The 16240-nt window shown below is 60.3% G+C and carries 14 protein-coding genes, 1 tRNA gene and 1 pseudogene; 7 read left to right on the top strand and 9 right to left on the bottom strand.

All coding sequences use genetic code 11. The features are described 5' to 3' along the window. Nucleotides 1-3: 3 nt before the first annotated feature. The 6 genes and pseudogenes from ASD95_RS30435 to ASD95_RS22325 all read right to left on the bottom strand — a co-directional run. Nucleotides 4-795 (bottom strand): annotated as a pseudogene (locus ASD95_RS30435) (calcium-binding protein); the annotation flags it as partial. 1401 nt (nt 796-2196) lie between these two features. After that, nucleotides 2197-2272: transfer RNA gene (locus tag ASD95_RS22345), tRNA-Phe, on the bottom strand. Nucleotides 2273-2375: 103 nt separating this feature from the next. Then, a complete protein-coding gene (locus tag ASD95_RS22340) occupies nt 2376-2648 on the bottom strand; it encodes an oxidative damage protection protein (RefSeq protein ID WP_007989188.1) in 273 nt (90 codons plus the stop codon). Further along, nucleotides 2645-3712: an A/G-specific adenine glycosylase gene (gene mutY / locus ASD95_RS22335; RefSeq protein WP_056725809.1), complete on the bottom strand. Its 1068-nt coding sequence runs from the start codon at nt 3710-3712 to the stop codon at nt 2645-2647. The genes ASD95_RS22340 and mutY overlap by 4 nt, the downstream gene beginning before the upstream one ends. Continuing rightward, nucleotides 3709-5940 carry an AsmA family protein gene (locus ASD95_RS22330; RefSeq protein WP_056725806.1) on the bottom strand — a complete coding sequence of 744 codons (2232 nt, stop codon included), beginning with the start codon at nt 5938-5940 and terminating at the stop codon, nt 3709-3711. The genes mutY and ASD95_RS22330 overlap by 4 nt, the downstream gene beginning before the upstream one ends. Nucleotides 5941-6018: 78 nt before the next feature. Next, a complete protein-coding gene (locus ASD95_RS22325; protein WP_056725804.1) occupies nt 6019-6423 on the bottom strand; it encodes an acetyl-CoA sensor PanZ family protein in 405 nt (134 codons plus the stop codon). A gap of 231 nt (nt 6424-6654) precedes the next feature. Here ASD95_RS22325 and ASD95_RS22320 point away from each other — a divergent pair, with 231 nt between their 5' ends. The 7 genes from ASD95_RS22320 (at nt 6655) to ASD95_RS22290 (ending at nt 12450) form a co-directional block, all read left to right on the top strand. Then, nucleotides 6655-8319: an OFA family MFS transporter gene (locus ASD95_RS22320; RefSeq protein ID WP_056725802.1), complete on the top strand. Its 1665-nt coding sequence runs from the start codon at nt 6655-6657 to the stop codon at nt 8317-8319. A gap of 247 nt (nt 8320-8566) precedes the next feature. Continuing rightward, a complete protein-coding gene (hisB, locus tag ASD95_RS22315; protein WP_003218037.1) occupies nt 8567-9160 on the top strand; it encodes an imidazoleglycerol-phosphate dehydratase HisB in 594 nt (197 codons plus the stop codon). Then, nucleotides 9160-9798 carry an imidazole glycerol phosphate synthase subunit HisH gene (gene hisH / locus ASD95_RS22310; protein WP_056725801.1) on the top strand — a complete coding sequence of 213 codons (639 nt, stop codon included), beginning with the start codon at nt 9160-9162 and terminating at the stop codon, nt 9796-9798. Before hisB ends, hisH begins: the two co-directional genes overlap by 1 nt. After that, on the top strand, nt 9799-10056 hold the full coding sequence (locus tag ASD95_RS22305; RefSeq protein ID WP_007989200.1) for a DUF2164 domain-containing protein: 258 nt from the start codon (nt 9799-9801) through the stop codon (nt 10054-10056). A gap of 42 nt (nt 10057-10098) precedes the next feature. Then, the gene (gene hisA / locus ASD95_RS22300; RefSeq protein ID WP_056725799.1) at nt 10099-10836 is read left to right on the top strand and encodes a 1-(5-phosphoribosyl)-5-[(5-phosphoribosylamino)methylideneamino]imidazole-4-carboxamide isomerase; all 738 of its coding nucleotides are present in this window, start codon (nt 10099-10101) and stop codon (nt 10834-10836) included. A 9-nt stretch (nt 10837-10845) separates the two neighbouring features. Further along, on the top strand, nt 10846-11616 hold the full coding sequence (gene hisF / locus ASD95_RS22295; protein WP_007972752.1) for an imidazole glycerol phosphate synthase subunit HisF: 771 nt from the start codon (nt 10846-10848) through the stop codon (nt 11614-11616). Nucleotides 11617-11694: 78 nt separating this feature from the next. Continuing rightward, the gene (locus ASD95_RS22290; RefSeq protein ID WP_056725798.1) at nt 11695-12450 is read left to right on the top strand and encodes a substrate-binding periplasmic protein; all 756 of its coding nucleotides are present in this window, start codon (nt 11695-11697) and stop codon (nt 12448-12450) included. 145 nt (nt 12451-12595) lie between these two features. On the opposite strand, the gene ASD95_RS22285 is transcribed toward ASD95_RS22290, so the two are convergent. From ASD95_RS22285 to ASD95_RS22275, 3 genes are read right to left on the bottom strand one after another with little or no spacing between them, the layout of a single operon-like run. Next, complete coding sequence (locus ASD95_RS22285) at nt 12596-13372, bottom strand: divergent polysaccharide deacetylase family protein (protein WP_056725796.1); 777 nt, start codon at nt 13370-13372, stop codon at nt 12596-12598. Between the two features lies 1 nt (nt 13373). Continuing rightward, the gene (locus tag ASD95_RS22280) at nt 13374-14693 is read right to left on the bottom strand and encodes a S41 family peptidase (RefSeq protein ID WP_056725795.1); all 1320 of its coding nucleotides are present in this window, start codon (nt 14691-14693) and stop codon (nt 13374-13376) included. A 31-nt stretch (nt 14694-14724) separates the two neighbouring features. Beyond that, entirely contained in the window at nt 14725-16020 is a 1296-nt protein-coding gene (locus ASD95_RS22275; protein WP_056725794.1) for a murein hydrolase activator EnvC family protein, read from the bottom strand. Nucleotides 16021-16240: the final 220 nt, after the last annotated feature.

Here is a 16240-nt window from a genome sequence, read left to right as displayed (position 1 = left end):
ATACAGCTTGTCCAGGCCCGTGCCGCCGATCAGCAGGTCGTTGCCGGCGCCACCGGTGAGCGTGTCGTTGCCGGCACCGCCGATGAGGGTGTTGGCGGTTGCGTTGCCGGTCAGCTTGTCGTTGTAGTTGCTGCCCGTGAGGTTTTCAAAGTTCAACAGGGTGTCTGAACCGGAGCCACCGGTGGCTTGCGCGGTGGTCAGCGCCAGGTTGGCCGTGACCGCCGCGGTGGCGTAGGCATAGGACGCGGTATCGATACCGGCGCCGCCATTGAGGATGTTGTTGCCGGCACCTGCGTCGATGACGTTGTTGAGGCTGTTACCGGTGCCGTTGGCAGCGCCGGTCGACAGCAGGCGCAGGTTCTCGACGTTGTCACCCAGGGTGTAGGCGCCGAGGTAGCTATACACTCTGTCGGTGCCGCCGGTACTGGCCGTGGCATTGGTTTCGCTGACGATATCGCTGGCGTTGTCGACGTAGTAGAGGTCGGAGCCGTCGCCGCCGATCAGGCGGTCGGCACCGGCAGCGCCGTTGAGCGAGTCATTGCCGGCGCCGCCGTTTAGATGATCGTTGGCGCGGCCACCTGTAAGCGTGTCGTTGCCCGCGCCGCCGTCGATGATCACGCTGCCGGCGCCGGTCCAGGTCAGGGTGTTGGCCAAGGTATCGCCTGTCAGGCTGGAAACCTTGTTGCCGTTCGCGTCAAAACGCTGGGTATAAACGTCAACTTGCCCATTGACCACAGAGGACTCCCAGGCAATCACATAACCGCCATCGGCCAATGTAGTCACCTGGGTGAACATTTGATTGCCGGTAGTGGTGGTATTGATGCGGGTTTCGCTCCCAACCTTGACGCCGCTGGCATTGAAGAGTTGGGCGAAGATGCCATTTACATCACCGGTGCCCTGGCCTGCCCAGGTCACCAGATAACCGCCCCCCGTCATGGCGGTGACATCAGGCTCTTCCTGATTGCCTGCGGTGGTGGTGTTCACCCGGGTTTCTGCGCCCACTTTTACGCCGGCGGCATTGAAAAGCTGCGCGTAGACGTCGCCAGGGGCATCGGTTTCGTCGTCGCCATCGCCATCGTCGGGAGCTGATTGCCAGGTGACGACATAGTTACCATTACTCAGAACCTTGATCATGGGGTCTGTCTGATCGTCGGCAACCCTGGTGTTGATGCGAATTTCTCCACCCGATTTGCTGCCGTCGGCCTTGAACCGCTGACCGAAAATACCGGATGTATCGCCTGTTCCGTTACCCTCCCAAACCACCATCATGCCGCCATCGGCAAGACCGGTGACCGTAGGGCCATCCTGGTCGTACTGAGTGGTGGTAGAGACGCGTGTTTCTGCACCAGTCTTTGCGCCGCTGGCGTTATAGCGCTGCAGGTAACCGCCCCAACCGCTGCCGTCCTGGCCGTACGAAGCCCAGGACACCACAAAACCGCCATCTTTTAGCGCGGTGATCTGCGCACTGTCCTGGATGCCGTTTCTGCTTGTGTTGACGATGAACTCGCTTCCAACCTTGGCGCCATTGGCGTTGTAGACCTGGGCGGCGATGTCCGACATATCGTCAAAGCTGTCCGATTGCCAGGCGACCACGTAGCCACCGTTGGCCAGTGCGGTAATGGTGGGATCTTCCTGTGCGCTGTTCGTAACGCTGTTGACGAGGGCGGGCCCGCCTGTCTTCACGCCACTGGCGTTATAGCGCTGGGTGTAGATGTAATCGGTGGAGCCTGTTCCCTGATCGCTCCACGCCACGATGTATCCACCATCTTTCAGAGCCGTGAGGGAGGGCTCGGAGTGATAGCCAGTCGTAGGGTTGACGCGAATTTCGCCCAGGGTTGGCATTGCAAATTCCTTTTATGCAAAGAGAAAGCGGAAGTGCCTGGCAGTCTACAGGGCAAAACGATGGCGTCAAACTGCCATCAGTCAGACGATCAAATCGGTAGCTCCAGGCTGTTTGCCCCTGTCAGCTGTGTTTTGAACCCGGCAACTGAGCCTGCGTCAGTGGATGCGGCTTGGGTGAGTTCTCGGCGATAGCTTCAAGCATTTCGAAAGCTATCTGTTTTTGAGAGGCGGGAGTGAGAATGGCTGGAATGACGGGTCAAGGGGAAAGTGTGAGGGACCTGGTCCGGCGGCCGTTAAATCGCAGGCAATAAAAAACCCCAAGGAATCATCTTCGCTTGGGGTTTTTCGGTATTTTGGTGCCCAGAGACGGAATCGAACCGCCGACACGGGGATTTTCAATCCCCTGCTCTACCGACTGAGCTATCTGGGCAACGGGGCGCATTAAACGGGTTTTTCAGGGGGGCGTCAAGCAAGTTTTCAAAAAAAATTTAATTATTACCGTCGCTTACGTTCCGACCCCCGATAAATCGGGGTTATTCCGACGGCGGCACGTAGCCTTCGGCCTTGGCGTAATCCTCGCCGGAGAAGTACTTGTCCATTTCGCCTTGAAGATATTTGCGATCTTCGGCGTTCATCATGTTCAGGCGTTTTTCGTTGATCAGCAGGGTCTGGTGCTTCTGCCAGTCGGCCCAGGCCTTTTGCGAGACGTGGTCAAAAATGTCCTGGCCTTTGGCGCCCGGGAAGGGAGCGCGCTCCAGGCCTGGCAATTCTTCTTTGTACTTGCGGCACATGATGGTGCGGGTCATGACGAATCTCCTGCGTTCAATACGGCGGCCGCGCGTTCGAGCAAGGTTTTGACCGGGGCGGCAAGGCCCAGGCGCGGCGGGGTGGCGAGGTTATACCAGAGCCAGTCAGCCTCGGCCACGTGATGGCCGGCCTCCTGGACCTGAACCAGCCAGGGTTCGATGGATAACTGAAAATGGCTGAAGGTGTGCACCAGGTTCGGCAATGCCTGTTGGGCGCCCAGTTCCAGCGAGTGCTGTGATGCAAGGTGCGGCAGGTCGTCGAGGTCGTCGAGCTCCGGCAGGCTCCACAAACCGCCCCACAGGCCCGTGGACGGGCGACGGTAAAGCAGGATCGCGCCTTCGTCGTTGGCAAGCATCGGCATCAATGTGCGTTTCTGCGGAATCGCCTTGCGCGGCTTGGGAATCGGGTAGCGGGTTTCCAGGCCGAGCATGTGCGCCTCGCAGCCCTTTTCCAGCGGGCACAGCAGGCAGCTCGGTTTGCTGCGGGTGCAGAGCGTGGCGCCCAGGTCCATCATCGCCTGGGTGTAGGCGTTGACCCGATCGTGCGGTGTAAAGCGCTCAGCGCTGGCCCAGAGCTGTTTGGCGACCTTTGGCTCGCCTGGGTAGCCCTCCTGCGCGGTAAAGCGCGCCAGCACCCGTTTGACGTTGCCGTCGAGGATCGGTGCGCGCAGGCCCATGCTGATGCTGGCAATGGCGCCTGCGGTGGACAGGCCGATCCCCGGCAAGTCAGTGAGTTTTTCCACGTCCCGGGGGAATTCGCCGCCGTATTGCTCGACGACGATCTTCGCGGTCTTCTGCAAATTGCGCGCGCGGGTGTAGTAACCCAGGCCCGTCCACAGGTGCAGCACTTCGTCTTCCGGCGCCGCTGCCAGGGCTTCGACCGTAGGCAATGAGGCCATGAAGCGGTCGAAGTAGTTCAGCACGGTGCTGACCTGGGTCTGCTGCAACATGATTTCCGAAACCCACACCCGATACGGGTTGATGCCTTGTTGCCAGGGTAAATCGTGACGGCCGTGGCGATCGAACCAGTCCAGCACCGCCGTTGAAAACTGTTCGGCTCTCATTGCTTGAACAGCCCCTTGAGCGCGTCTTTCAGTTTCGGGTCGACCTTGTCGCCCCATTTCTCGTCGATTTTTTCGCTGATCCTGTCGCCAGCCAGTTTGGTCGCGACCTGGCCCATGCGGTCATTATCCAGGCGGCAAGCCTTGGCGCCCAGTTCCAGCGGGCCGCGGCAGCGCAGTGGCCACTCGATGCCGACAAACTTGTCGCCGACCTGGCAGGCCGGGTCCGGCATGGCGCTGGTATCGCCTTCGACGATGATGCCGACGCGGTAGTCCATGCCCAGCACTCGCAGATCGATGTCGCCGTCACCGTTGACGGTCATTCCCGGGATACGCACTTTCAGGTCCGGATTGCTGGCCACGCCGTTACGCAAGGTCAGGTTGCCTTTGAGTTCCTGGAACGGTGTGTCCTTGCCCCGGGGTTCGCCGTTGAGGGTTTTGCGGTTGAGCGTGGCGATGCCTTTGCACAGCTGTTGCTCAAGGTTGGCGTTGAGCAGCACGCCATTGTTGATGACGAAACTGGCGTTGCCGTTGAGGGTTTCGATCAACGCTTTCTGGCTGTTACCGCTGCCGGTCAGGCTGCTGTTGAGCGTGACCAGGCCTTTGACCGGCGGGTTCTTGCCCTGGCTTTCGAGGATTTTTTCTGCCGGTACCCGGCTGATCTTCGTCTGCAGGTTCAGCGCCGGCACTGGCTGGCGTACATCGAGCGTGCCGGTGGTTTCGAAGTTGCCCTCGTACAGGTCGCCGCGCAGGTTGGCCAGTGTCAGCAGGCCGCCCTGGCCGGTGGCCTTGAGTGCTGCGTGATGGATCGGCAGTTTTTGCAGGGTCAACTGGCCGAAGTTCAGGTCGGCGTCCACATCGAGCTTGCTCAAGCGTTCCACAGGCAGCAGGCGCTCGCTGCTCCAGGCGTCCTTGGTCGGTGCGGGTGGCAACGGAGTGCTGCCGGCGCCGGCCATGGCATCGGCTTCGGTGCTGGCGACTTCGGCCTGGCGCACTTGTGTCGCGCTATTGGCCTCGGCGGATTTTGGCGGCAGGTAACGGTCGACGTTGAAGGTGTCGGCCTTGAGTACTGCGCGCAGCGATTGCCTGGCGAAGTCTTCGACGGCGATGCGGCCGCTGAAGGTGCTGTCGTCGACTTTCAGGTTGAGGTCGTCGAGCGCCAGGCTGGTGGGTGTTGCTGCCAGACGGCTGACCAGCTCGACCTTGCTCAGGCTGCCTTCGGCCATGGCCGGGAGTTTCTGGCCGATGCTTTCGACGAATTTCGCCAGGTCGAACTGGGCAATCGAGATGCCGCCGCTGACCTGTGGGGTCTTGTCGAGGTCGTTGACCTTCAGTTCACCCAGTGCCCGCAATTGGTTGGCGGAGATCTTGATGCCTGTCCACTCGGCGACATTGGCGGCCTTGTCCAGCACCAACTGCCCCTGGGCGGAGAACGACATGGTCTTGCCTTGCAACGGGTCGCCGGTCACTTCACCGGACAACTTCATGTCTTCGAGCTGATAGCGCTGCAGTGCACGTGCGATGCGCACCTCACCATTGAGCTCGGTACGCACTCGCAGTGCCGGCTGGTTGGCTGACAGGAAGGCCGTGAGCTTGAGCGGAATGTTGACGGAGTCGTGAACCGCGCCGGTGCTCAACTGGATGCTTTCGGCGCTGAAACTCTTGCCGGTTTTTTCGTCGCTGTATTCGACCCGAGCGTTGTTCACGGTCAGGCTGTCGATGTCCAGGCGGATCGGCTGCGGCGGTTTTTCGGCCGCGACGCTGGCTTCGGGCGCAGGTTCACTCGCTGCGGGCGCAGTACCGGTCGTGTCGGTGTTGGCCGCTGCCGGCACCTTGCCGACGTCTTCCCAATTGCCGTGGCCGTCCTTGTCGCGGTTCAGGCGCAGGTTCAGGCCCTCGACGCGCACGTCGCTCATCTGCACTTCACGGCGCAGCAGCGGCAGTACGCGCACCGATAGGCCGAGCATCTGCAAGTCGGCAAACGGCTCGGCCGGCTTGACCAGGGTCGCCACACTGGCGTCGTGCAGCTCCAGGCCCAGCCACGGGAACAGGCTCCAGCCGATATCGCCATTGAGCGTCAGCTCGATGTGGGCCTTGTCGCGGGCAATCTGGCGGATCTCGTCTTTGTAGTCGTTGGGATCGAAGAGGTGGGTCAGGGCAAAGCCCAGCGCCACAATGATCAGCAACAGCCCGAGAAGTACCAGACCCAGGATTTTGCCGAACGCTTTCATGGGCGAGTCCTTGTAATTAATCGAATTCAAAATTTAGCCGAGGAGTATAGCGCCCCCGAACAGGCGACCGGTCAGTGTTCACGCCGGCAATATATCCAGCGGAAGTTTCAGCTTGGCGGCCAGCGCCTGAGCCTCCAGATGCCCGGCGGGCGCCAGCAGGCGCAGGGGCATGCCCGATTGCGCGGCCATTTTCCGGGCTTCGGCGACCAGTCGCTCGGCAACACCACGGCGACGGGTAATCTTTCGCACACATATTAGGGACAAGTGCCAGGCGTCTTGGTGCCTTTGCAAGCGGGCCGCGCCCAGCAGGCGATCATTGAAGCGTCCGGCGATCAGTGTGCCGTCGCGCAGACAGTCTTCGATCAACTGCGAGGCCCCGGAAAACGGGGGGAACAGCCAGTCCGGGGCGTCGCTGTAGATCTTCTGCAGATCCTGCCGATCCTGGGCAGTGGCTTGGTTCAGCGGCTCGACAATGATCGGCATGGGGATTCCTGTGAGGTCATGAAGCGATAGAGATCAGATGACGTACAAAAGGTGATGTCAGTTTGGTTTTTCTGTCACTTGCAAATGGTAACCTTTGCCCGTTCGTCCGTCCTTCTGCGACCTGTTGTCGCACAACAAGGTGCTCCACCCAAAAAACGGTCAGGCCTGCGTGCATAGAAGCCGGGAGCGGACCGTGGCTGGCGAACCATACTGATAATTGGGGGATACACAATGACCACGAGCATCACGGCGGACGGCTTCAGCGCCGACCAGCCTGCGTTCCTGTCCAAGGAGCGGATCATCGCCAAGCCCGGTTTCAACCGTTGGCTGGTGCCACCGGCCGCGCTGGCCATCCACTTGTGCATCGGCATGGCCTACGGCTTTTCGGTGTTCTGGTTGCCGCTGTCCAAGGCGCTGGGCATCGCCGCTCCAGTGGCCTGCGCACCGGACATGAGTTTTATCGCACAAGTCTTTTCGTCCCAGTGTGACTGGCCGATCTCGATGCTTGGCTGGATCTACACCCTGTTCTTCATCTTCCTGGGTTGCTCGGCCGCCATCTGGGGTGGCTGGCTGGAACACGCCGGACCGCGCAAGGCCGGTGTCGTATCGGCACTGTGCTGGTGTGGCGGCCTGCTGATTTCGGCGCTGGGGGTGTACACCCACCAGATCTGGCTGATGTGGATCGGCTCCGGGGTCATTGGTGGTATCGGCCTGGGCCTGGGTTACATTTCGCCGGTGTCGACCCTGATCAAATGGTTCCCGGACAAGCGCGGCATGGCGACCGGCATGGCGATCATGGGCTTCGGCGGTGGCGCAATGGTCGGCGCTCCGCTGGCGGCGGCGCTGATGGGGCATTTCGCTTCGCCAACCAGCGTCGGCGTGTGGCAGAGCTTCCTGGTGATGGCCGCGATCTACTTCGTGTTCATGATCGGTGGCGCGCTGTCCTACCGCGTTCCGCCAACCGGCTGGAAGCCTGAAGGCTGGACGGCCCCGGCGAAAAAAGCCTCGAACGCGATGATCACGCATCGTCATGTTCACGTGAATGTGGCCTGGAAGACGCCGCAGTTCCGTCTGGTGTGGCTGGTGCTGTGCCTGAACGTATCGGCCGGTATCGGCATCCTCGGCATGGCGTCGCCGCTGCTGCAGGAAGTGTTCGCGGGCAAGCTGCTGGGCAATGACCTGGCCTTCGGTCAACTGGATGCCTCGCAACTGGCTTCGATTGCCGCCATCGCTGCCGGTTTCACCGGTTTGTTGAGCCTGTTCAACATCGGCGGGCGTTTCTTCTGGGCTTCGTTCTCGGATTACCTGGGCCGTAAAAACACTTACTTCGTGTTCTTCGCCTTGGGCTTTGCCTTGTACGGACTGATTCCGAACCTGGGTCATCTGGGCAGCATTGCGCTGTTCGTGGCGGCGTTCTGCATCATCCTGTCGATGTATGGCGGTGGTTTCGCGACTGTTCCTGCGTATCTGGCAGACCTCTTCGGTACGCAAATGGTCGGTGCGATTCACGGTCGTTTGCTGACCGCTTGGGCTGCTGCCGGTGTGCTCGGCCCTGTGCTGGTGAACTACCTGCGTGAATACCAGCTGAGTATCGGTGTCGAGCGTGCGGCGGCTTACGACATCACCCTGTACATCCTCGCCGGCCTGCTGGTACTGGGTTTCCTGTGCAACCTGCTGGTGCGTCCGGTGGCGGACAAATACTTCATGACCGACGCCGAACTGGCCGCCGAACAGGCGCTGGGCCATGACAAAGGCGCTGACAGCAGCACCGTGCTGGAGTGGAAAGCCGCGCCGGGTACCAAGCCGCTGGCGATTGCAGCGTGGCTGGTGGTGGGCATTCCGCTGGCGTGGGGTGTGTGGGTGACCTTGCAGAAGACGGCGGTGTTGTTCCATTAAAAACTTCTGTGCCTGACGGGTGTTGTGTCAGGCACATTTGCTCAATGCCAAAAGATCGCAGCCTTCGGCAGCTCCTACACCGACCGTAGGAGCTGCCGAAGGCTGCGATCTTTTGCTTGTATGGACATGTCTATCGCCGACACCCCCGAATTCACTCCGTCAGGGATATCACCTCTCGTGTTTCTGTTTGGCGCCCGCACGCCTATAATGGCTGCCTTTTTCGCCCAATGATTTTGCGGAGCTGGTGATGGCCGAACGTAAGGCGTCTGTCGAGCGCGACACTCTGGAAACCCAGATCAAAGCCTCGATCAACCTCGATGGCACCGGAAAGGCCCGATTCGATATCGGTGTTCCTTTTCTTGAGCACATGCTGGACCAGATAGCCCGTCACGGGCTGATCGACCTGGATATCGTCAGCAAGGGCGACTTGCATATCGATGACCACCACACGGTGGAAGACGTCGGTATCACCCTCGGCCAGGCATTTGCCAAAGCCATCGGCGACAAGAAAGGCATCCGTCGCTACGGCCATGCCTACGTGCCGCTCGATGAAGCGTTGTCGCGCGTGGTGATCGACTTCTCCGGTCGTCCAGGCCTGCAGATGCACGTGCCGTACACCCGCGCCACCGTTGGCGGCTTCGACGTTGACTTGTTCCAGGAATTCTTCCAGGGCTTCGTCAACCATGCATTGGTCAGCCTGCACATCGACAACCTGCGTGGCACCAACACCCACCACCAGATCGAAACCGTGTTCAAGGCATTCGGCCGCGCCCTGCGCATGGCTGTCGAGCTCGATGACCGCATGGCCGGGCAAATGCCTTCGACCAAGGGCGTCCTGTAATGCAGACAGTCGCGGTTATCGATTACGGCATGGGCAACCTGCACTCGGTGGCCAAGGCCCTCGAGCACGTCGGTGCCGGCAAGGTGCTGATCACCAGCGATGCCAGCGTGATTCGCGAAGCCGACCGGGTGGTTTTCCCCGGCGTCGGCGCGATTCGCGATTGCATGGCGGAGATCCGTCGCCTCGGCTTCGATTCCCTGGTGCGTGAAGTCAGTCAGGACCGTCCGTTCCTTGGCATCTGCGTGGGCATGCAAGCCTTGCTCGACACCAGCGAAGAGAACGACGGCGTCGACTGCATCGGCCTGTTCCCGGGCGCGGTGAAGTTCTTCGGCAAGGATCTGGTCGAAGATGGCGAACACCTGAAAGTCCCGCACATGGGCTGGAACGAAGTGAAGCAGAAGGTCAGTCACCCGCTGTGGCACGATATTCCGGACATGGCGCGGTTCTACTTCGTGCACAGCTACTACATCGCTGCCGCCAACGCGCGGCAGGTGGTCGGTGGCGGTCACTACGGTGTCGATTTCGCCGCGGCGCTGGCCGAAGGCTCGCGTTTCGCCGTGCAGTTCCACCCGGAGAAAAGCCATACCCATGGCCTGCAGTTGCTGCAGAACTTCGCTGCGTGGGACGGTCGCTGGTAAATGGCAGTCAAGAAGAAACCCCCGATCCTGACCCTCACTCCCGAGCAAGAGAGCGAGGCCAATCGCAAGATCAAGCGTTTCATGGAAGACCGCTTCGAACTCGACCTCGGCTCGTTCGAGGCGGCGGAGATTCTTGAGCTGTTTACCCGTGAAATTGCTCCGCACTATTACAACAGGGCGATTTTCGATGTGCAGGCGCACCTCAAAGAGAGGTTCGAAAGCATCGAAAGCGACCTGTGGGCGCTCGAGAAAAACTGATTTCCGAGCCAAGCTGAACATTCAAATTTGAAGGTTTGCCAGATGCTGATTATTCCCGCTATCGATCTTAAAGACGGTGCCTGTGTTCGTCTGCGCCAGGGCCGCATGGAAGATTCCACGGTGTTCTCCGATGACCCGGTGAGCATGGCTGCCAAGTGGGTGGAGGGCGGTTGCCGTCGTCTGCATCTGGTCGACCTGAACGGCGCGTTTGAAGGCAAGCCAGTCAACGGCGAAGTGGTCACCGCCATCGCCAAGCGCTATCCGAACCTGCCGATCCAGATCGGCGGCGGTATCCGCTCCCTGGAAACCATCGAGCACTACGTGAAAGCGGGCGTGAGCTACGTGATCATCGGCACCAAGGCCGTGAAAGATCCGGCCTTCGTTGCCGAAGCCTGCCGCGCGTTCCCGGGCAAAATCATCGTGGGTCTGGACGCCAAGGACGGTTTTGTCGCCACTGACGGCTGGGCTGAAATCAGCACCATCCAGGTGATCGACCTGGCCAGGCAATTCGAAGCCGACGGCGTGTCTTCGATCGTTTATACCGACATCGCCAAAGACGGCATGATGCAGGGCTGCAACGTACCGTTCACCGCCGCACTGGCTGCTGCAACAAAGATCCCGGTGATCGCTTCCGGCGGCATCCACAACCTGGGTGACATCAAGACCCTGCTCGACGCCAAGGCGCCAGGCATCATCGGCGCGATCACGGGCCGTGCGATCTACGAAGGCACCCTCGATGTCGCTCAAGCGCAAGCTTTCTGCGATTCGTACAAAGGCTGAGGACTGATCATGGCGCTGGCCAAACGCATCATCCCTTGCCTGGACGTGGACAACGGCCGGGTGGTCAAGGGTGTGAAATTCGAAAACATCCGCGACGCCGGTGACCCGGTGGAAATTGCCCGTCGCTACGACGAGCAGGGCGCCGACGAGATTACCTTTCTCGACATCACCGCCAGCGTCGATGGCCGCGACACCACGCTGCACACCGTCGAGCGCATGGCCAGCCAGGTGTTCATCCCGCTGACCGTGGGCGGTGGCGTGCGCACCGTGCAAGACATCCGCAACCTGCTCAATGCCGGTGCGGACAAGGTTTCGATCAACACTGCAGCAGTGTTCAACCCGGAATTCGTCGGCGAAGCCGCGCAGCATTTCGGTTCGCAATGCATAGTGGTGGCCATCGACGCGAAGAAGGTTTCCGGACCTGGCGAAACCCCGCGCTGGGAAATCTTCACCCATGGCGGTCGCAAGCCAACCGGCCTCGACGCCGTTGAGTGGGCGAAGAAGATGGAAGGCCTGGGTGCTGGCGAAATCCTGCTGACCAGCATGGACCAGGACGGCATGAAAAACGGTTTCGATCTGGGTGTTACCCGCGCCATCAGCGACGCACTGGGCATTCCGGTGATCGCCTCCGGCGGTGTCGGCAACCTGCAACACCTGGCCGACGGCATTATCGAAGGCCACGCCAGCGCGGTACTGGCGGCGAGTATTTTCCACTTCGGCGAATACACCGTGCAGGAAGCCAAGGCCTATATGGCCCATCGCGGAATCGTGATGCGTTAAACAAACCGGTACAGGCTAGTGGACACCATGGCATACCCAAGGCACTCTTGGGTACGCCATGGATTTCGGTAGCCAGACATGCTTAAACGCTTTCTTCTCGTCCTTGCCAGCGCTTCTCTGTTGTTGATCAGCGGAGCAAACGCTAAAGACAGCCCCGATACCGACCTGGTGTTGCTGACAGAGAACTTCCCGCCGTACAACATGGCGAAGAACGGCAAGAACTTCGCTCAGGACGAGAACATCAATGGCATCGCCACCGATATCGTCCGCGAGATATTCAAGCGCGCCGGCATTAGCTACAGCCTGACGTTGCGTTTCCCTTGGGAGCGGGTCTACAAACTCGCCCTGGAAAAACCCGGTTACGGCGTATTCGTCATGGCGCGCCTGCCCGATCGCGAAAAGCTATTCAAATGGGTCGGTCCGATTGGCCCGGACGACTGGATCATGCTGGCCAAGGCTGACAGCAAGATCACCCTTGAAACCTTGAATGACGCGCGCAAATACAAGATCGGCGCCTACAAGGGCGACGCCATTGCCGAGACGCTTGCCAAACAAGGCCTCCAGCCGATCGTTGTGCTGCGCGATCAAGACAACGCCAGGAAACTGGTCAACGGTCAGATCGACCTGTGGGCCACCGGTGATCCGGCCGGGCGCTATCTGGCGCGCCAGGAAGGGGTCAGCGGGTTGAAAACCGTACTGCGTTTCAACAGTGCCGAACTGTACCTGGCACTGAACAGGGGCGTGCCGGACGAGACGGTGGCCAAGCTCCAGGCGGCGCTGGACCAGATGCGCAAGGAAGGGCGGGTGGACGAGATCATGGCGCAGTATCTCTAGGATCAACACCAACCCTTTAGTCATGCCTGAGCCCCTGTGGGAGCGAGCTTGCTCGCGATAGCGATCTGTCATTCAACAATGATGTCGACTGACACGACGCCATCGCGAGCAAGCTCGCTCCCACAGGGATTTTGCGGTGTAACTGCTAGCGGTATACGCCATCCTTTCCATGTGCCGCAGTCGCCCGGTTTCCGCGCACACTGATCATCTGTCGGATATCAATCCATTCGATCCCCTGGGCCTTGAGCCTGGGTAATTCACGCTCCAGCACCGCCAGCGTCTGCGGATACGGATGACCGATCATCACCGCCGAGCCCTGCTTGCGCGCGAGGCTGATCGCGGTTTGCAGCTGGATCAGGATCGCCGCCTCAGTACGCTCATCGTCGAGAAATACATCCCGTGAAACGCTCGCCAAACCGATCTTCTGCGCTTGGGCGGCGGCCACGGTCTGGGCGCTGGTACGGCTGTCGACGAAGAACTTGTGCCGGCGCTGCAAATCCGCCATCAACCACGCCATGGCGACTGGTTGCGCGGTCATGCGGCTGCCCATGTGGTTGTTGATGCCGCTGGTATACGGAACCATTTTGAATGCGGCGTCCAGGCGCTTTTCCAGCTCTTCGACGGGCAGCTCGGGGTGCCAGGCGAACGGTCCGGTGGCCGGGTCCATGGGCATGTGCAGGATGACGATCTTGCCGGCGCGATGGGCTTCGCGGGCGAATTCGGTGGCGTGGGGTGTGTCGGGCATGATTGCCGTGGTCACGGGGCCAGGCAGGGTGAGTACGCGGCGATCCCGGGGCAGGTTCTGCCCCAGGTCATCGATGATCAGGCTCAGGTAGGCTTTGTGGGGCGTGGATCCGGCGGGCTCTGCATGAGCAACACCCGCCAGACAACACAACAGACCGATCAGCAACCGCAGAAACATCTCAACGGCCGGATGTGATGCTCAGCCCTTTGAGCAGGCTCAGGGCCTGGGCCAATTGGTAATCATCGTCCTGCGGCATCGGCTTGGCTTTGCCGCTGGAACCGGTCGGTTTGTCGGCGCCGCCGTTGCCGTTGCCCAGGTGACCCTGCAAGTCGGCTTCCTTGAAGTAGTCGCTGTCCTGTTCGCTGGTGATCTTGGCCTTGCGCACTTCGATGTCCGGCACGATGCCCTGGGCCTGGATGGAGCGGCCGTTCGGCGTGTAATACAACGCCGTGGTGATCTTCAGTGCGCGCTCGTTGTTAAGCGGCAGAACCGTCTGTACCGAGCCCTTGCCGAAACTGGTGGTGCCCATCAGCACGGCGCGTTTCTGGTCCTGCAGGGCACCGGCGACAATTTCCGAAGCCGAGGCGCTGCCGCCGTTGATCAGCACGACCATTGGCACCGCTTCGCTTTCGTCCTTGCCGGTGGCAGAGAAACGCAGCTCGGAGTTGGCGATGCGGCCCTTGGTGTAAACGATCAGGCCCTTGGTGATGAAGTGGTCGACCACTTCCACCGCCGCTTGCAACACGCCGCCCGGGTTGTTGCGCAGGTCGAGAATGATGCCCTTGAGCTTCTTGCCGTTTTCCTTGCGCAGCTTGGCCAGGGCCTTGGAAACTTCTTCGCCGGTCTTGACCTGGAACTGGGTGATGCGGATATACCCATAGCCCGATTCCAGCAACTGGCTCTTCACGCTCTTCACCTGGATGACGGCGCGGGCCAGGGTTACGTCGAACGGCGTGCCACCGTCGCGCACCAGGGTCAGGGTGATTTTCTGGCCGATCTTGCCGCGCATCTTGTCGACGGCTTCGGTCATGCTCTGGCCGCGGGTCGGCTGGCCGTTGATCTTGACGATGAAGTCGCCGGCCTGAATGCCGGCCTTGGAGGCCGGAGTGTCGTCAATGGGCGACACCACCTTGATGAAGCCGTCTTCGGCGCCGACTTCAATGCCCAGGCCGCCGAACTCACCGCTGGTGCTTTCCTGCAGCTCGGCGAAATCTTCAGGGCCCAGGTAGGCGGAATGCGGATCGAGGTTGCTGAGCATGCCCTTGATGGCGTTTTCCAGCAGGGTCTTGTCGTCCACCGGTTCGACATAAGCGGCCTTGATCCGGTCCATCACCTCGGCAAAGGTGCGCAACTCATCCAGCGGCAGTGGCGCCTTGGTGGTCGCAGCAGTGCCCGCAGGCGCAACCGCCGGCGCTGGTTGAGCGGCAAACGCCAGAGGCGCGCCGATCACCAGGGCGATCGTCAGGGCCAGCGAGGTAAGGCGGGACAAATGCAGCATGTCTAACAAACTCCTGAATTAGGTAACGCACTTATCCTTGCGCGCGGCACCATTGCGCCGGATCACTCGGGTGACCCTGCTGACGAATCGCGAAATACAATGCCGGTGTGTCTTGTCCGCCACTGCTACCCACAGTGGAGATGGACTCACCGGCTTTTACCACGTCACCCGCAGACTTGAGCAGCGTCTGGTTGTGACCATAAAGACTCAAAAAACCGTTGCCGTGGTCGAGGATCACCAGCAACCCGGCGCCTCGCAGCCAGTCGGCAAACACTACGCGACCACCATGCACCGCATGCACGGTGCTGCCGGCAGACGCGCTGATCATCACGCCATCCCACTTGGTCCGGGCATCGTCGCCGCGGCTTTCACCGTAGCGCGCCAGCAGTCGACCATCGACAGGCCAGGGAAGTTTGCCGCGGGTTGACGCAAACGGGCCGCCAAAAGTCTCGCCGGAACTGGAAACCAGAGCGCCAGGCGTTGATCTGACCGGTTTGCGTGGGGCGTCGTCGCTGGCATCTGCCTGCGCCTGGGCCTCACGTAAACGCTTTTTTTCGGCTTCCTGCTGGGCAATCAGCGCTTTTTGCCGCGCTTCTTCTGCCTCACGAGCCTGGCGCGCCAGGGTTTCTTCAATGGTTTTAAGGACTTTAGACAGGTCTGCCTGATCCTGCTCGCGTGCCGCCAGTTTCTGATCGCGAGCCTTTACGTCGTCATTGAGTTTGGCCAGGACTTGCTGGCGCTCCTTGCGGACTTTCTCGAGCTCGTCACGCTGGGTGTCGAGGCTGCTTTGCTGCACCAGCAATTGCGCCTGCTGCATGGCGATGTCTTTCTCGACATTGGACAGTTGGCGCAGGGTTTCGTTGAAATTCTTCAACTGCTCCAGGCGAGCCTGGCTCAGGTAGTCGTAATAGGTGAGGGTACGAGCGAATCTTTCCGGATTCTGCTGGTTGAGCAGCAGTTTGAGGTATTCCTGGCGACCGTTCTGGTAGGCCGCGCGGGCCTGGATGGCGATCAATCGCTGTTGTTCAATACGCGCGCTCTGGAGTTTTTTTTTCTCTGCATCGAGGCGCTGCAGCTCGGCTTCGCTTTTCTTCAGCTCTTTTTGCAGGGCATCGACCTGCTTCTCGAGCTTGCCCATTTCGGTTTCGGTACCCTTGAGCTCTTTCTGCACACCGGACTTTTCTTCCTGCAACTTGCCCAGCAGCTTCTTCAGCTCGGCAATGTCCTGACGCGTGGCGTCCAACTGTTGTTGGGTATCTGCGCGCTCGTCAGCAAAGGCCGGTTGGAGCAGGCAAGTCAGAGCTAGGGCTATCAGGACGCGGAGCATAGGGGCGGGCGGCACCAGGGAAAGGGACGGCCTAGTATGCCCGCCATGGGCGGCAAAAAAAATGCCCATTTCTGACTGTGTGATGACTGGAGCAAGCGACAGACTGAATTCCATTTCGAAAACTCCATAAACCACTGTGGGAGCGGGCTTGCTCGCGATGGCGTCCGATCATTCAACATAGATGTTGGCTGTCAGATTGCTATCGCGAGCAAGCTCGCTC

This window comes from Pseudomonas sp. Root71 (assembly GCF_001429045.1).
Classification (GTDB): domain Bacteria; phylum Pseudomonadota; class Gammaproteobacteria; order Pseudomonadales; family Pseudomonadaceae; genus Aquipseudomonas; species Aquipseudomonas monachiensis.
Note: the sequence above shows the minus strand (reverse complement) of the source record. Positions and strands in the feature narration are given on the sequence as shown.

Coding starts and splice junctions, on each gene's coding strand:
- ASD95_RS22330 (WP_056725806.1), bottom strand. CDS start 5,940: ATGAAAGCGTTCGGCAAAATCCTGGGTCTGGTACTTCTCGGGCTGTTG.
- ASD95_RS22280 (WP_056725795.1), bottom strand. CDS start 14,693: ATGCTGCATTTGTCCCGCCTTACCTCGCTGGCCCTGACGATCGCCCTG.
- ASD95_RS22305 (WP_007989200.1), top strand. CDS start 9,799: ATGGCAGTCAAGAAGAAACCCCCGATCCTGACCCTCACTCCCGAGCAA.
- hisH (WP_056725801.1), top strand. CDS start 9,160: ATGCAGACAGTCGCGGTTATCGATTACGGCATGGGCAACCTGCACTCG.
- ASD95_RS22340 (WP_007989188.1), bottom strand. CDS start 2,648: ATGACCCGCACCATCATGTGCCGCAAGTACAAAGAAGAATTGCCAGGC.
- ASD95_RS22290 (WP_056725798.1), top strand. CDS start 11,695: ATGCTTAAACGCTTTCTTCTCGTCCTTGCCAGCGCTTCTCTGTTGTTG.
- ASD95_RS22325 (WP_056725804.1), bottom strand. CDS start 6,423: ATGCCGATCATTGTCGAGCCGCTGAACCAAGCCACTGCCCAGGATCGG.
- hisF (WP_007972752.1), top strand. CDS start 10,846: ATGGCGCTGGCCAAACGCATCATCCCTTGCCTGGACGTGGACAACGGC.
- mutY (WP_056725809.1), bottom strand. CDS start 3,712: ATGAGAGCCGAACAGTTTTCAACGGCGGTGCTGGACTGGTTCGATCGC.
- hisA (WP_056725799.1), top strand. CDS start 10,099: ATGCTGATTATTCCCGCTATCGATCTTAAAGACGGTGCCTGTGTTCGT.
- ASD95_RS22285 (WP_056725796.1), bottom strand. CDS start 13,372: ATGTTTCTGCGGTTGCTGATCGGTCTGTTGTGTTGTCTGGCGGGTGTT.
- hisB (WP_003218037.1), top strand. CDS start 8,567: ATGGCCGAACGTAAGGCGTCTGTCGAGCGCGACACTCTGGAAACCCAG.
- ASD95_RS22320 (WP_056725802.1), top strand. CDS start 6,655: ATGACCACGAGCATCACGGCGGACGGCTTCAGCGCCGACCAGCCTGCG.
- ASD95_RS22275 (WP_056725794.1), bottom strand. CDS start 16,020: ATGCTCCGCGTCCTGATAGCCCTAGCTCTGACTTGCCTGCTCCAACCG.